Annotated in this window: 14 protein-coding genes and 1 pseudogene; 6 read left to right on the plus strand and 9 right to left on the minus strand. The window is 54.5% G+C overall.

Features of this window, described 5'->3' with window-relative positions:
• From HV157_RS02235 to HV157_RS02245, 3 genes are read right to left on the minus strand one after another with little or no spacing between them, the layout of a single operon-like run.
• Window positions 1–519: a 2-oxo-tetronate isomerase gene (locus tag HV157_RS02235; protein WP_014169998.1), complete on the minus strand. Its 519-nt coding sequence runs from the start codon at window positions 517–519 to the stop codon at window positions 1–3.
• An 11-nt stretch (window positions 520–530) separates the two neighbouring features.
• On the minus strand, window positions 531–977 hold the full coding sequence (locus tag HV157_RS02240) for a YetF domain-containing protein (RefSeq protein ID WP_020884195.1): 447 nt from the start codon (window positions 975–977) through the stop codon (window positions 531–533).
• Between the two features lie 9 nt (window positions 978–986).
• Window positions 987–1,490 (minus strand): hypothetical protein, encoded by a 504-nt coding sequence (locus HV157_RS02245; protein ID WP_182268565.1) that lies wholly within the window; start codon window positions 1,488–1,490, stop codon window positions 987–989.
• 138 nt (window positions 1,491–1,628) lie between these two features.
• On the opposite strand from HV157_RS02245, the gene HV157_RS02250 reads away from it, so the two are divergent.
• The 4 genes from HV157_RS02250 to HV157_RS02265 all read left to right on the plus strand — a co-directional run bounded on the left by HV157_RS02250 (window position 1,629) and on the right by HV157_RS02265 (window position 6,741).
• Entirely contained in the window at window positions 1,629–2,018 is a 390-nt protein-coding gene (locus HV157_RS02250; RefSeq protein ID WP_020884197.1) for a YdeI family stress tolerance OB fold protein, read from the plus strand.
• Window positions 2,019–2,082: 64 nt separating this feature from the next.
• Window positions 2,083–2,967, plus strand: coding sequence for an SDR family oxidoreductase (locus tag HV157_RS02255; protein WP_032678123.1), 885 nt, complete (start codon window positions 2,083–2,085; stop codon window positions 2,965–2,967).
• A gap of 186 nt (window positions 2,968–3,153) precedes the next feature.
• Window positions 3,154–4,077, plus strand: coding sequence for a LysR substrate-binding domain-containing protein (locus HV157_RS02260; protein WP_014169993.1), 924 nt, complete (start codon window positions 3,154–3,156; stop codon window positions 4,075–4,077).
• A gap of 282 nt (window positions 4,078–4,359) precedes the next feature.
• A complete protein-coding gene (locus HV157_RS02265) occupies window positions 4,360–6,741 on the plus strand; it encodes a glucose/quinate/shikimate family membrane-bound PQQ-dependent dehydrogenase (protein ID WP_047955586.1) in 2,382 nt (793 codons plus the stop codon).
• A gap of 56 nt (window positions 6,742–6,797) precedes the next feature.
• On the opposite strand, the gene HV157_RS02270 is transcribed toward HV157_RS02265, so the two are convergent.
• From HV157_RS02270 to HV157_RS02285, 4 genes are all read right to left on the minus strand, one after another.
• Window positions 6,798–8,489 (minus strand): methyl-accepting chemotaxis protein, encoded by a 1,692-nt coding sequence (locus HV157_RS02270; protein WP_025204238.1) that lies wholly within the window; start codon window positions 8,487–8,489, stop codon window positions 6,798–6,800.
• 161 nt (window positions 8,490–8,650) lie between these two features.
• Window positions 8,651–9,769, minus strand: coding sequence for an S-(hydroxymethyl)glutathione dehydrogenase/class III alcohol dehydrogenase (locus HV157_RS02275; protein ID WP_014169990.1), 1,119 nt, complete (start codon window positions 9,767–9,769; stop codon window positions 8,651–8,653).
• Window positions 9,770–9,802: 33 nt separating this feature from the next.
• The gene (locus tag HV157_RS02280) at window positions 9,803–10,078 is read right to left on the minus strand and encodes a metal/formaldehyde-sensitive transcriptional repressor (RefSeq protein ID WP_014169989.1); all 276 of its coding nucleotides are present in this window, start codon (window positions 10,076–10,078) and stop codon (window positions 9,803–9,805) included.
• A gap of 297 nt (window positions 10,079–10,375) precedes the next feature.
• A complete protein-coding gene (locus tag HV157_RS02285; protein WP_346010558.1) occupies window positions 10,376–11,080 on the minus strand; it encodes a DUF6694 family lipoprotein in 705 nt (234 codons plus the stop codon).
• Window positions 11,081–11,150: 70 nt separating this feature from the next.
• On the opposite strand from HV157_RS02285, the gene HV157_RS02290 reads away from it, so the two are divergent.
• A complete protein-coding gene (locus HV157_RS02290) occupies window positions 11,151–12,131 on the plus strand; it encodes an IS5-like element IS5 family transposase (RefSeq protein WP_000019402.1) in 981 nt (326 codons plus the stop codon).
• Between the two features lie 146 nt (window positions 12,132–12,277).
• Window positions 12,278–12,526 (plus strand): annotated as a pseudogene (locus HV157_RS02295) (IS30 family transposase); the annotation flags it as partial.
• Between the two features lie 74 nt (window positions 12,527–12,600).
• On the opposite strand, the gene HV157_RS02300 reads toward HV157_RS02295, so the two are convergent.
• Together HV157_RS02300 and HV157_RS02305 are read right to left on the minus strand one after the other, a co-directional pair.
• The gene (locus tag HV157_RS02300) at window positions 12,601–13,776 is read right to left on the minus strand and encodes an HlyD family type I secretion periplasmic adaptor subunit (RefSeq protein WP_020884204.1); all 1,176 of its coding nucleotides are present in this window, start codon (window positions 13,774–13,776) and stop codon (window positions 12,601–12,603) included.
• Window positions 13,773–15,953, minus strand: a complete 2,181-nt coding sequence (locus HV157_RS02305; RefSeq protein WP_047955582.1) for a type I secretion system permease/ATPase — start codon at window positions 15,951–15,953, stop codon at window positions 13,773–13,775. The genes HV157_RS02300 and HV157_RS02305 overlap by 4 nt, the downstream gene beginning before the upstream one ends.
• Between the last annotated feature and the right edge of the window lie 45 nt (window positions 15,954–15,998).

Genomic DNA, 15,998 nt, shown 5'->3' on the forward strand with positions numbered 1-15,998 from the left:
TTACTCGTTATCCCAGCCTGATAATCTGGTCACTAATTCAGACAATGAATACTGCACCGCCTTCTCAACCACATCCTGGCAGTCGCCGGAAAACAGGACGGTACGGGTTTCCGTGTGTCCGCGAAGGTTCCAGGCGAAGCAAACGGTCCCTGCCGCCGTGCCATCGTCGCCCCCTTCTGGCCCGGCATAACCGCTGATGGCAATACTGACATCCGCCTGGGCAATCTCCAGGATCCGGGCGGCCATTTCGGTCACCGTCTGTTCACTCACGGCCGTATACCGTTCAAGGGTCTCAGGACGCACGCCCAGAATGCGCTCTTTCGCGCCGTCACTGAACACGACCAGGCCGACATCATAAAATTCGGCCGTGTTCTCTTCAGCACAAAGGGCGACGGAGAGTTTTCCGCCGGTGCAGGATTCTGCCGTGGTTAAGCGAAGCCCTAGATCTGTCAATTTGCTCGCCACTTTTTTGGTCAGTTCGGCGACGGTATAATTGTTATCATGGTGAAGGTTGCTCATTTCGTGGCCTCTTACTTCTCAAAAGGAATGATTGAAATATGACCATTGCGCTCAAGAATGGCATATTTAATTTCACTCAGCTGCGTAACACCATTATTCTGGCGTGCCGATACCAGAATATCATCACAGGAAACGTCGACTTTTTTGAGTTTATCTGCTAGCGGCACGCCGTTCTCAACCAATATCACCGGAGTGCCATCAAGAATATTTTCTACCGGTGAGAAATATTTTTTCATTATCCCAAAGATAATATCCACTACCACCAGCGTGGTAATGGTAATCATTGCGCCGGTGACCGAAAAATCTTCCCCGAGCAGCGCCTGTTGCGTCGCCTCACTGATAATTAACAGAAGAATCAGATCAAAGCTGGTCATCTGCAGCAAAGCACGCCGTCCGGCAACTTTAAATACCACGACGAGGAACAGGTAAATAGCCAGCGCACGAAAGACCATATCCATATCAGCCTCCTACGGGTAAATTAATTGCCAGAAAGGGATTTCCGGCTCGTTGTTTATGCGAACGACATTGTCCCATTTACCTGCGCGTGCAGGGGTCGTGAAAAGTAAGACAGAGAAGTTGTCGGACATTTTCAGGTTGTTATAAACAAAAAAGAGCGTATTCCCGCGACTGAACATGCTGTCCGGTTGCGGCCAAACGCTTCCTGGCTCGTAAACATTGTTGCTCTCGCTGGTCACACTCAGGGTGTATTTCCCTTCTGTTCTGACCGGGAATGAAAGGTGGATCTTCGACTCCGTCTGGCGTCGGCCAAAGCGTTCGTAGTTGATGGTCAGCGACTTTGCCGAGTTTGTTCTTTGCGTATCACTCACCACACCGCTTGAAAAGAAGCCCGCTATCGCCGCAACGATAATGGCCAGCAGGACAATAAAACCCACCTGACGAAATCCATATTCAAACGTCAGCAATCGGTAATTCTCATCTATCCCAGGTAGCTTATCACTTTGACGCTTCATGGCGGCTATCACCGTTTCGCTTATTAACCGATATTTTTGATTTCAAAAGCGAATGTTTTTAAGACTTATCACATTTGCCACATAAAGGAATAGCAACAATACTTAATAAGTCAAGACACACAAAATGAAGGATATCAGATGAAATTATCGCTTATTTCCGCTTTTTTGATATTTCTGGTACCGGCCGCATGGGCAGATAATAACGGCGGGTTACAAAAAGGTGAAGCACCGCCACCGCCGCACGCACTGGATAGCGGTTATCGTGGAACCGATGATGCACGAATTATGACCATCGATCATGCAAAAGAAATGCATGATGGTGCGACTATTTCATTACGCGGAAACCTTATTGACGGCAGCGGCGATAAGTTTGTATTCCAGGATAAAACCGGAAAAATAGACGTTATTATTCCCCAGGCAGTATTCGACGGCAGAACAGTAAAACCCGATCAGATGATCAGTATCAACGGATCGCTTGATAAGAAATCATCGCCGCCTGTCGTGCGCGTCGATCATTTGCAGAAATAATTCAGCGAAGCGTTAACGCTGCAACTATCCATCAAATCTCACCCCTTGGCTTAAGGAGTCAGCTATGAGTGATACTACACAACGTCAGAACGCTTACCCGCAACCCCCTTTCCCGGAGCAACCGCAAACGCCGCCGGGACTGGCATCAGAAATGCAACCCGTACCCGACCACGGGGAAACGAGCTATAAAGGGCATGGCCGCCTTGCCGGCAAGAAAGCATTGATCACCGGAGGCGACTCCGGTATTGGTCGCGCAGTCGCGATCGCTTACGCCCGTGAAGGGGCTGACGTCGCAATCAACTATCTGCCTGAAGAAGAGAAAGACGCGGTTGACGTCATTGAGCTTATCAAAGCGGAAGGACGCATTGCCGTCGCGCTGCCGGGTGACATCCGTGACGAGACGTTCTGCCAGAAGCTGGTAGAAGAGGCGGTGGCCAAACTGGGGGGACTGGACATTCTGGTGAATAACGCCGGTCGTCAGCAATACCGTGAATCCCTTGAAGAGCTTACCACGGAAGATTTTGACGCGACCTTCAAAACCAATGTCTATGCGCCTTTCTGGATAACCAAAGCGGCGCTGCGCCATCTGAAACCGTCGGCCTCAATCATTAATACCTCCTCGGTCCAGGCGGTTAAGCCCAGCCCTGTGCTGCTGGATTATGCCCAGACAAAAGCCTGTCTGGCGGTGTTCACCAAATCCTTAGCGAAACAGCTTGGTCCAAAAGGAATACGCGTCAACGCGGTTGCCCCGGGTCCTTACTGGACGGTGCTGCAATCCAGTGGCGGCCAGCCGATGGAAAAAGTGAAAGAGTTTGGTGGCGATACCCCGCTGGGGCGTCCGGGTCAACCTGTTGAAATCGCACCGCTCTATGTCACGCTGGCCTCGGATGAATGTTCATTTACCTCCGGTCAGGTATGGTGCTCTGACGGCGGTGATGGCGTGATTTAACCCGGCTATACACTGACGTAACGCTCTCAATATGCTCGAAAAGAACAAGGACGTTCTTCCTCTCCCCCCTGCCAAAAAACATGTTGTAACTCAAACAGATCAAATGTTAAAAATATTTTGCTATCAAGTTATCAAAATTAAACAACTTAGCTTGTCACCCGCATCGCTCTGTTTTTAACATCGCCTATGGAAAAAAATGGTCTGTTCAGTCAGCGCATACGCTTGCGCCATTTGCATACATTTGTGGCCGTCGCTCAACAGGGAACGCTGGGGCGAGCGGCTGAAACTCTCAACCTAAGCCAGCCTGCGCTCTCCAAAACGCTGAACGAGCTGGAACAACTCACCGGAACCCGTCTCTTCGACCGCGGTCGGCTGGGGGCACAACTCACCCTCGTAGGTGAACAATTCCTAACGCACGCCGTCAAGGTTCTCGATGCGCTGAATACTGCCGGACAGTCGCTCAACCGCAAAGAGGAGCACGCCACGGAGATTGTGCGCGTGGGTGCCCTGCCAACGGCGGCGCTCGGCATTCTGCCCCCGGTCATTGGACAGTTCCACAAACATCAGCGGCATACCACTATTCAGGTTGCCACCATGAATAACACCATGCTGCTCGCCGGGCTAAAATCCGGCGAACTGGATCTCGGTATCGGGCGCATGTCCGACCCCGAGCTTATGGGCGGGCTTAACTACGAGCTGCTGTTCCTGGAATCCCTGAAGCTGGTCGTGCGTCCAGGTCACCCCCTGCTGCAGGATACGGTGACGTTAAGCCGCGTGATGGAGTGGCCGGTGGTAGTATCCCCAAAAGGCACCGTTCCGCGTCAGAACGCCGAGACACTGCTGCAGATGCAGGGCTGCTCACTGCCTTCAGGTTGCATCGAAACGCTGTCGGCCTCGCTTTCGCGCCAGCTTACGGTGGATTATGACTACGTCTGGTTCGTTCCCTCCGGCGCGGTGAAAGATGATCTCCGCCAGGGCACGCTTACCGCACTGCCGGTAACGTCGCCAGGTGCGGGCGAACCTATCGGTATATTAACCCGCGTGGATACCCCGCTCTCCCCGGGTGCGCAGACGCTGCTCAGCGCCATCCGCAAATCCATGCCTGCCTGAGACGCCTTTACAACCTCAACCACTAACCCGTCCTGTCGACGGGTTTTTTGTTTCTGTGGTCAAAAAATGCGAAATCATCCATTAACAATTGCGTAAAACAATTTAACAGTTTTATCATAGCCGCGAATTCACCAAATGGTTCGCATGCTATTTGTTAAACAGGAATTCAACCGCACATGATGCGGATAAACCGTATAAAACCTCATCCCCCTCCGCGATTATTACCCAATTGGTACATATTCGGCACCGTTCCGCAACGCGGGGGATTTAAAGGAGACAGAAATGGCATTTGGCAGCGCGCCACGTGGGATACCCCGTATCCTGCAGTGGCTCCTTGCCGGACTGATGACGCTCATCGGTCTGGCTGTTGGCGGCTTAGGTTTAAAGCTTGTTACCGTAGGCGGAAGTGGGTACTTCCTGATCATGGGCGTGGCGATGGTGATTGCCGCCGTCCTGATTTTCATCAACCGCGCCAGCGGGATCGTCCTCTATGGCATCGCGTTTATCGCCTCGCTGTTCTGGGCCGTCAGCGATGCCGGATGGGATTTCTGGCCGCTCTTCTCGCGCCTCTTTACGTTTGCCGTGCTGGCCTTCCTCTGTGCCATCGTCTGGCCGTTTATGCGCGCAGCAAACCACAACGCCCCGAACAAAGCACCGGCATTTGGCGTCGCGGCCGTTCTGGCGGTCGTGATGCTGGTGAGCCTCGGCTGGATGTTCAAGCCGCAAACGCTGGTGGCGGCGAATGAGCCGGTACCGGTAAAACCGGTCGCTCCGGGTCAGGAGCAGAAAAACTGGGCGCACTGGGGCAATACCACCCACGGTGACCGCTTCGCCGCCCTCGATCAAATTAACAAACAAAACGTGAATGATCTGAAGGTGGCCTGGGTTGCCCACACGGGGGATATTCCTCAGAGCAACGGCTCCGGTGCGGAAGATCAGAACACCCCATTGCAAATTGGCGACACGCTGTATGTCTGTACGCCGTACAGTAAAGTCCTGGCGCTGGACGTCGACTCCGGTAAAGAAAAATGGCGTTACGACGCGAAAGCCTCGGCACCGAACTGGCAGCGTTGCCGCGGTCTGGGCTATTTTGAAGATCACAGCAGCGTGACAACGTCACAGGCAGATGCACAGCCTGCGGCATGCCCTCGTCGTCTGTTCCTGCCGACCACCGATGCACGACTGATAGCCATCAATGCGGATAACGGCAAAGTCTGTGAAGACTTTGGCGATCGTGGCACCGTTGACCTGAGCATCGGGATGGGGGAAATCAAGCCGGGCTACTATCAGCAGACCTCCACGCCGCTGGTCGCGGGGAATGTGGTGGTGGTTGGCGGTCGTATCGCGGATAACTTCTCCACCGGTGAACCGCCGGGCGTCGTGCGTGCGTATGACGTTCATACCGGTAAGCTGGCATGGGCATGGGATCCGGGTAATCCGCAACTGACCGGCCTTCCACCGGAAGGACAGACCTATACACGCGGCACGCCGAACGTCTGGTCTGCCATGTCTTACGATGCAAAACTGAACCTGATCTATCTGCCAACCGGCAACGCCACGCCAGATTTCTGGGCGGGTGAGCGTACGGCGCTGGATGACAAGTACAGCTCCTCCATCGTGGCGGTGGACGCCGCCACCGGTCAGGTGCGCTGGCATTTCCAGACCACCCACCACGACCTGTGGGACTTTGATCTCCCTTCCCAGCCGCTGCTGTACGATTTACCCGACGGTAAAGGTGGCACCACGCCGGTGCTGGTGCAGACCAGCAAGCAGGGCATGATCTTTATGCTTAACCGCGAAACCGGCAAGCCCGTGGCGAAAGTGGAAGAGCGCCCTGTACCGGCCGGTAACGTTGAAGGTGAACGTTACTCCCCGACCCAACCGTACTCTGTTGGCATGCCGATGATTGGCAACCAGACGCTGACCGAATCGGATATGTGGGGGGCGACACCAGTCGACCTGCTGCTGTGCCGCATTCAGTTTAAAGAGATGCGTCACCAGGGCGTCTTCACCCCACCGGGTCTCGACCGTTCCCTGCAGTTCCCGGGCTCCCTTGGCGGGATGAACTGGGGCAGCGTCTCAATCGACCCGAACAACAGCCTGATGTTCGTTAACGATATGCGCCTGGGACTGGCAAACTACATGGTACCGCGTGCCAACGTGGCGAAAAACGCCAGCGGCATCGAGATGGGTATTGTGCCTATGGACGGTACACCGTTCGGGGCTATGCGTGAACGCTTCCTGTCGCCGTTGGGCATTCCGTGTCAGAAGCCACCGTTTGGCACCATGTCAGCCGTTGACCTGAAATCAGGCAAGCTGGTGTGGCAGGTTCCGGTTGGTACGGTGGAAGATACGGGCCCGCTTGGCATTCGCATGCATATGCCGATCCCAATCGGTATGCCGACCCTGGGCGCGTCCCTCGCTACCCAGTCCGGTCTGCTGTTCTTTGCCGGCACCCAGGATTTCTACCTGCGCGCGTTTGATACCGCCACCGGAAAAGAGATCTGGAAAGACCGTCTGCCGGTCGGTAGCCAGTCCGGACCGATGACCTATGTTTCACCGAAAACCGGTAAACAGTACATCATCATCAACGCGGGTGGTGCCCGTCAGTCGCCGGATCGCGGTGATTACGTGATTGCCTACGCGCTACCGGATAAGCAGTAACGCAATAAAAAAGGGACCTGACGGTCCCTTTTTTTCACCCGTTTACCCCGGACGACTCAGAACGTTTCCCAGTTATCACCCGACACCGCAGGCGCAGGACGTAAAGGTGCGTTTTTCACCGCCGGCGCAGACGAGACTGAACGGCCAGGCTTTGCGCCACTCAGACGAAATGCCCCGACTGCCTCGGTCAGACGCGCGCCCTGTTCTTCCAGAGAGGCCGCCGCCGCAGAGGCTTCCTCCACCAGCGAGGCGTTCTGCTGCGTCACTTTGTCCATCTCCGAAATCGCCTGGCTGACCTGCTCGATACCGCGGCTCTGTTCGTCGGAGGCGGCGGCAATTTCCAGCATAATATCGGTGACGCGTTTCACCGCATCGACGATGTCGTTCATGGTGTTGCCCGCGGCGACCACTTCACCGGAACCCTGATCGATCAGGGAAACCGACTCGTTGATCAGGCTTTCAATCTCTTTCGCGGCATTTGCACTTCGGCTCGCCAGGGTACGCACTTCGCTCGCCACCACCGCAAAGCCGCGTCCTTGTTCACCCGCACGCGCTGCTTCTACTGCCGCATTGAGCGCCAGGATATTGGTCTGGAACGCAATGCTGTTAATTACCGCAGTAATCTCAGAGATCTTCTTCGAACTGGTGGAGATATTGCTCATCGTTTTCACCACGCCGGAGACCATCTGGCCGCCACGACTGGCTTTACCGGAGGCATCTTCCGCCAGCTTGCTGGCATGGTGCGCGTTATCGGCATTCTGTTTCACCGTCGCGGTCAGCTGTTCCATACTTGCGGCAGTCTGCTCAATGGCGGCCGCCTGCTGTTCGGTACGGGATGAGAGATCGGTGTTGCCAGCCGAGATTTCACTGGTTCCACGATAGATCTCTTCCGCCCCCTGGCGTACGGTGCCAACCGTGGTCTCCAGCGAGTGCTGCATGGTTTGCAGGTCGCGCGTCAGCCGGCCAATTTCGCTGCGCCCGGCGACATCATCCGGCATCGTCAGGTCGCCTTTTGCAATGTTCTCGATTCGCGTAGCAGCACGCTGAAGCGGATTGATGACCGTGCGGCGCAGCACGATAAAGGTCAGCGCGGTCAACACCAGCGCCAGGGCAAACGCCCCGACCATAAACATCAGGCCCAGCTGCGTGCGGCTGTGCGCCTGCGCCGTCAGGGCATTGGCCCGGTCGGTACGGATCTTAATCGCCTTCAGCAGGACGGCGTTATAGGCGTCATCCAGCGGGCGCGCGGATTCGTTTTCATGGTTAATGATCGCTTCAAACATGCCGTTTTTGGCAAATTTAACCATCGGCTGAAGGCCCGCGATATAGGCGTCAAAGCGTGTTTTCAGTTCGGCATCCAGCGCTTCATCCTCCGCCGTACGAACGGGGCGGTTCATGTACGCATTAAAGCCATCCTGAGACTGCTTAATACGTTTTTCCGCCTCGCTGATGTTCTGCTTCATTGCATCCATCTCGGCGATACGGCTGGCCGCGCCAGCGTGGATCATATTGATACGCGCGGTGCGAAGATGGTTAGAACTGTTCGACAGCCCCATACGCACCTGAATTTCTGATGTGACATCCTGCTGATCGGCGTCTGCCTGCAGCAGGAAATAGCCCGCCAGACCTGAGCTCAAGGCGAACAGCAAAATAATGCCACCGAGAATGGAGGAAAACAGCGGAACCAGCCTGATATGATGCAAAAAGCTCAGCGTGCGCTGCGCCTGCATCGTTGTTGTGTTGTCCATGACCGTCGACTCTCTTGTAGGTAAGATGCGTAAAAACACGCCTGTAAAATAGTCATCGGCACGGCTGGAGATTAGCTTACGGCTAAAAGCGCAAGGCAGGTCACACTTTAGAGAAGATTATGCAGGAAACGCCAGCGGCAAAAAAACCGCTGGCAGAAGAGTTACTTGTCGCCGAAGTGAATCACGGTACGGATGGACTTACCTTCGTGCATCAAATCGAACGCGTCGTTGATTTGCTCCAGCGGCAGGCGATGGGTAATGAACGGGTCGAGCTGAATTTTCCCGACCATTGCATCTTCCACCATGCCCGGAAGCTGGGTGCGCCCTTTCACGCCGCCAAACGCTGAACCACGCCACACACGGCCGGTCACCAGCTGGAATGGACGGGTTTTGATCTCCTGGCCCGCACCGGCAACGCCAATGATGATGCTCTCACCCCAGCCTTTGTGGCAGCATTCAAGCGCGGAACGCATCACGTTAACGTTACCGATACATTCGAAGCTGAAGTCAACGCCGCCATCGGTCATCTCAACGATCACATCCTGAACCGGCTTATCGTAGTCTTTCGGGTTCACGAAATCAGTGGCACCCATTTCGCCTGCCAGGGTGAATTTCTCCGGGTTAGTATCGACAGCGATAATACGACCCGCCTTCGCCTGCACCGCCCCCTGGATAACCGCCAGACCGATACCGCCCAGACCGAACACCGCAACGGTGTCGCCCTCTTTCACTTTTGCGGTGTTATGCACCGCGCCAATCCCGGTGGTTACGCCGCAGCCCAGCAGGCAAACTTTATCCAGCGGCGCCTGTGGGTTCACTTTCGCCAGCGAAATTTCCGCACACACGGTGTATTCGCTGAAGGTACTGGTGCCCATGTAGTGATAGATCGGTTCACCGTTATAGGAGAAGCGAGTGGTACCGTCTGGCATCAGACCTTTACCCTGAGTAGCGCGAACCGCCTGGCACAGGTTAGTTTTGCCGGATTTACAGAACTTACACTCACCACATTCTGCCGTGTACAGCGGGATCACATGGTCACCCGGTTTCAGGCTGGTCACACCCTCGCCGACTTCCACCACAATCCCGCCGCCTTCGTGGCCGAGTACCGCCGGGAACACGCCTTCAGGATCGTCACCCGAAAGGGTAAACGCATCGGTATGGCACACGCCGGTATGGGTAATTTTGATCAGGACTTCGCCTTTCTTCGGCGGAGCCACGTCGATTTCAACGATTTTGAGCGGCTGGCCGGGGCCAAATGCGACAGCAGCGCGAGATTTCATAATGTCTCTTCCCTTATTGTGAGGTCTGTGGGTTTATTTTAGATAAGAGCGCAGCAAATGGCCGACTTCTGCCATGCGAACGGCCCGCTGGTCCGGCGTTGTTTCCCCGGTCACCAGCTCATCTTTGAGGTGAATTTCAACCATTTCGCCCATCAGCCCATTCGCAGCACCGCGCACGGCGGCAATTTGCTGCAGGATGGCCAGACAGGGGTCGCCCGATTCCAGTGCACGCTCAAGAGCATCAACCTGCCCTCGAATGCGGCGGACGCGCGTCAGAATACGTTTTTTATCTGCGGGTGAATGCGGCATACGCCCTCCTGATACTATAGGGGGGTATTGTATATTTTAAAACAGCTTTATGTAAACATTAGGTTTGACGTGGTTATCGTGTAGTTAGCTGAGAGGGTCATCAGCCAGAATTGCTGCTCAGGGTTAATTCATCTCCTGCGATTTGCTCATAACCATGACCAAAGGATGCAGAACGAACCGTGTGGCTAAACTTCCCTTTCTGCCCGTATCTGGGTTCACCAGGTTAATTTAACTGTCGCCACGTTTCCTCCGGACGTAAAAAAACCCGCCTAAGCGGGTCATTTTTTTAGCTAAAAATCACGGGTATTTTTTCTTCAATTCATCAAGCTTGTTACCGTCTTCCTCTGTAAACATTGTTGCATCAAACAACGCCCGCTTATCAGTACCGTCTACTCTCATGACTGTCACAGTGAAAACAGCGTCGCTTGGGGCATAAAGTTGACCCCATTCAGAATTTTTAGGCGGAGCCAGAGCCCATGTAGCTTCTTCATTCGGTTTAAGCCCGTCAGGAATATCGTAAAAGAACTTACTTTCCAACCATGGATCTGAGTGTCCGCTGCTTGCTATCACTCCATGCAGGTAGGCTCTGGAAATAACGTTTTCACTCTTGTTTTTTACAACCAGTCTAATTACGGGTTGTGGCTCACCGTCTGCCTCAGGCTCCCTGGTAAATCTGGCTGATAAAACCTGGATTTTCTTCAGCTCCTCTTTAGCCATATCTGAGTCAGCTTTTTTCTTTTCTAGCGTTTTAATTTCCTGAATTGCCTGTTCTTTCTGCTTAAGCTCTCTCTCAGCTGTTACTTTCTGAGCATAAGAAATGACTTCCTCAGCAGTCTTTCCCGACAGGGGTTCGCGCATCTTTTTGCTGAGGTCTTCTTTGTCATTGTCTGATGAGGCATGCATGAGATCAGCCATGTTGATGTTACTGAATGCTACAACTTGCAGAGCGCTATCAAACTCCTCCCGCTTATTCTCCGGAAGTGACTCTCTGACTTTAGCTATAGGGAAGGTGCGAACAAGTCCCTGATATGAGATCATGTTTGTCATCTGGAGCCATGGAACAGGGTTCATCATGAGTCATCAACTTACCTTCGCCGACAGTGAATTCAGCAGTAAGCGCCGTCAGACCAGAAAAGAGATTTTCTTGTCCCGCATGGAGCAGATTCTGCCATGGCAAAACATGGTGGAAGTCATCGAGCCGTTTTACCCCAAGGCTGGTAATGGCCGGCGACCTTATCCGCTGGAAACCATGCTACGCATTCACTGCATGCAGCATTGGTACAACCTGAGCGATGGCGCGATGGAAGATGCTCTGTACGAAATCGCCTCCATGCGTCTGTTTGCCCGGTTATCCCTGGATAGCGCCTTGCCGGACCGCACCACCATCATGAATTTCCGCCACCTGCTGGAGCAGCATCAACTGGCCCGCCAATTGTTCAAGACCATCAATCGCTGGCTGGCCGAAGCAGGCGTCATGATGACTCAAGGCACCTTGGTCGATGCCACCATCATTGAGGCACCCAGCTCGACCAAGAACAAAGAGCAGCAACGCGATCCGGAGATGCATCAGACCAAGAAAGGCAATCAGTGGCACTTTGGCATGAAGGCCCACATTGGTGTCGATGCCAAGAGTGGCCTGACCCACAGCCTAGTCACCACCGCGGCCAACGAGCATGACCTCAATCAGCTGGGTAATCTGCTGCATGGAGAGGAGCAATTTGTCTCAGCCGATGCCGGCTACCAAGGGGCGCCACAGCGCGAGGAGCTGGCCGAGGTGGATGTGGACTGGCTGATCGCCGAGCGCCCCGGCAAGGTAAGAACCTTGAAACAGCATCCACGCAAGAACAAAACGGCCATCAACATCGAATACATGAAAGCCAGCATCCGGGCCAAGGTGGAGCACCCATTTCGCATCATCAAGCGACAGTTCGGCTTCGTGAAAGCCAGATACAAGGGGTTGCTGAAAAACGATAACCAACTGGCGATGTTATTCACGCTGGCCAACCTGTTTCGGGCGGACCAAATGATACGTCAGTGGGAGAGATCTCACTAAAAACTGGGGATAACGCCTTAAATGGCGAAGAAACGGTCTAAATAGGCTGATTCAAGGCATTTACGGGAGAAAAAATCGGCTCAAACATGAAGAAATGAAATGACTGAGTCAGCCGAGAAGAATTTCCCCACTTATTCGCACCTTCCCTAGAATTTACTGTCAGCACCGGCGTTAAAGTTTACTTCTGCGATCCTCAGAGTCCTTGGCAGCGGGGAACAAATGAGAACACAAATGGGCTAATTCGGCAGTACTTTCCTAAAAAGACATGTCTTGCCCAATATACTCAACATGAACTAGATCTGGTTGCTGCTCAGCTAAACAACAGACCGAGAAAGACACTGAAGTTCAAAACACCGAAAGAGATAATTGAAAGGGGTGTTGCATTGACAGATTGAATCTACAACCACGTTGTTAACGTAACGTCGACGGTATAATGTTTCTGGCGTTCGGTTTCCCGAACGCCCTTTGTTTACCGTTCCCGCAGTGCCTCTTTCGCCTTATTAAGCGGTTTCAACAGATAATCCAGAATCGTTTTACTGCCTGTTTTAATATCAACGGTCGCAATCATCCCCGGAAACACCGGGAAGGCTTTGCCTTGTTTATTGGTCAGATGGTTACTGTCAGTGCGGATATAGACCCGATAGTAATACACATCCCTTTTCACCTCATCCTGAAGCGTATCCGGCGAAATCATGGTCACCTCGCCCTCCAGCCCACCGTAAATGGAGTAGTCATAGGCGGTCACTTTCACCAGCGCTTTTTGTCCCGGATGAATAAAGGCGACATCGCGCGGCGAGATTTTCGCTTCAATCACCATCTGGTCATCAAGCGGAACCAGGCTCATCAGCTTACCGTTTGGCGGAATCACCCCTCCCACGGTTGTCACGTCGATATCCTTAACGATCCCGCGCACCGGCGCATTGAAGGTCAGTCTGGTCAACGAATCTTCACGCCCTTTCATCACCGAACGTTGCGCTTCAATCTCCGCGTTCGCTTTCGCCAGCTCTTCACGGGCGCGAACGTAATACTGGTTTTTCATCTCGGTGATTTTGTTCTCAAGCTCATTTTTTTGACGCTCAAGACGTAACACCTCCACCTTACTGGCTGCCCCCTGCGTCACCAGCGGACGGGTCAGCGACAGCTCTCGCTGCACCAGCTCGGCCCCCTGCCGTAAACCCGCCAGCCCTTTCTCAAGACTTTCGCGACGAGACTGATACAGCGCCGTTTCCTGTTTGACCAGTTCAACGTCATCATCCAACTCTGCCGGAAAAGCCAGTGCCGTGTCGTTCACTTCGGCCTTCAGACGCGAGGCGGTTGCCAGCGCGGCATTCAGGCGCGATTCACTTTCCAGCACGCTTGATTCGGTTTTCGTCCGGTCAAGCTGTGCCAGCTGCTGACCACGCTCAACGATGTCGCCTTCACGCACCAGCAAACTGTGAATAATGCCCCCTTCGAGGGACTGGATCACCTGCTCGTGCGAAGAGGGGATCACCTTGCCGCTACCGGTGGTGACCTCATCAAGGCTGAACAGGCTTGCCCAAGTGATAAATACCGCCAGCAGGGCGAACAGCGACCAGGCGACCCAGGTTGACCGCGGCAAGCGTGGCTCCTTCAGGCGGCTGTTGACGCGAGAGAAATCAGTCATGCTACGCCCTCCTCTGCTACTGGTGTCGGTTTCATGGTCACGGTACGCTGTGAGGCTTTTTGCGGCGCCATACCGTGCTGGCGAAGAATTGCGTCGCGCGGGCCATCCATGATCACCTTGCCGTTTTCCAGCACGATGATACGGTCAACCAGTTCCAGAATAGGCAGACGATGGGTCGCGACCACCAGCGTCCGGCGCTTGCCCAACCACGGTTTAAGGTGCTGGATAAACTGCTTCTCACTCATCTCGTCAAGCCAGGCGGTAGGTTCATCCAGCAACAAAATGTTCGGAGAGGTGATCAGGGCGCGAGCCAGTAATAACGCCTGACGCTGCCCGCCGGACAGGCCCGCGCCGCCTTCGTTGATAATGTAGTTGAGCCCCATTTTCTGTTTGCGGACAAACTCCAGCGCACCACTGTTCACCAGCGCCTGATGGATCTCATCGTCGGTGGCCAGCGGGTTGCCCATCAGAATGTTGTCCCGCACGGAGCCAAAGAACAGCCGCGCCTGCTGGCTCAGCAGCTGCATGTCGCGGCGCACGTCAGCCGGGTCCAGGTGGTTCAACGCGATATTATCCAGCAGAATGCTGCCCTGCTGAGGCTCCTGCATCCCTGCCAGCAGTTGCAGCAGCGTGCTTTTGCCGGAGCCATTGCGTCCGAGCACCGCCACCCGCTCACCGGCGCGAATCTGCAGTTTGCTGATGTTCAGAACGGTGAGTTTTTCTTCATCGTCGTACCAGAACCCCACCTCTTCCAGCGCATAATCCCCCCGCAGATGGGCTTTATGCACCTTCTTGCCCTGCTGAGGATCGTCAATCGGGCGCTGCATCAGATCGTCGAGTCCTTTACGCGCCACTTTCGCCGACTGCCAGCGGGAGAGCACGCCTGAAATTTGCGACAGCGGCGCGATGGTCCGCGACGCGAGAATAGAGGTCCCCACCAGCGCACCGGTGGTCATGTCCCCGCTGATAACCAGGTAACACCCCACCAGCAGCACCACGGCATACACAATCGACTGCACCTCCTGCGTCCAGGTCAGCAACAGCCCGGTCAGCCAGCGCTGCTTCATGCCGACGTTAGCGGCAACATCATTGGTGTTATTCCACTGATTCTGGAAGCGCTGTTCAGCGCGCATCAGCTTGATGTCTTCAATGCCCTGAACCGCTTCCACCAGCGTGGCGTTACGAATGGCAGACTCGCGCATCCCTTCGCTGGACAGTTTGCCCAGCGGGCGCTGGACCAGCAGGCCCGGGATAAGCAGCAGCGGCACGGCAAGCAGGACAACCAGTACCAGCGGTCCGCCAATCATCCACAAAATGAACACAAACAGCAGGAAGAATGGCAGATCGGAGATGGCCGCAATGGTGGTGGACGTGATCAGTTCACGAACCGACTCCAGCTCGCGGATCTGGGCAATAAACGACCCGGTTGACTTAGAGCGGGCCCCGTTTTTAATTCGCAGCGCGTGTGCAAAAACGCGTTCAGAAATACGCAGGTCGGCGCGCTTACCCACCACATCCGAAATGTGCACGCGCAGCATGCGCATGATGAATTCGAAAACAATGGCGATCATCACGCCGCCAAACAGGACCCACAGCGTGGCTTCCGATTGCGAGGGCACCACCCTGTCATACACCTGCATGGAAAAGACCATGCCGGAAAGGGCCAGGACGTTAGCGACCAGCGCCACCAGCATAATATCGCTGTAGCGTCGCCAGTCCTTCAGGGCCAGCTGCCAGAACCAGTTTTTCTCATACGGTTTGATGTAATCATCCACCCGGGCATCCGGCGTGGACTCGAGCGGGCGCAGCACCAGCAGTCCTGTCAACCGTGAGCACAGCGCCTCACGCGTCAGCGTCGTCTCCAGGCCGCCGTCACCGCTGAACTGCAGGCTCACGTTGCCCTCGCTGTCCATGCGGTTAATGACCGCGATTTGTCCGCCGGTAAATTCCGCAAGCAGAGGTAAACGCCACGGGTCGAGGGAGACCGCGTCGGCCGCCACCATACGCATCCCTAACCCAAGCTGGCGTGCCATCTCTTCCAGCACCAGCTGGCGTGGAGACTGGCTTTCATGGTTAATCGTGACCCGAACATGCTCTGCCGAGAAGTCCAGCCGATAGTGCTTCGCGATGATGAGCATGCCCTGCAACCAGGGTTCGTACTGTGGATGTGTCTTCATAATGTTGTGAAATCTTTTATCGCTCTTCGTTGTAGCCACGCAAAA

Source organism: Enterobacter sp. RHBSTW-00318 (assembly GCF_014101375.1).
GTDB classification, from domain to species: Bacteria; Pseudomonadota; Gammaproteobacteria; order Enterobacterales; family Enterobacteriaceae; genus Enterobacter; species Enterobacter ludwigii.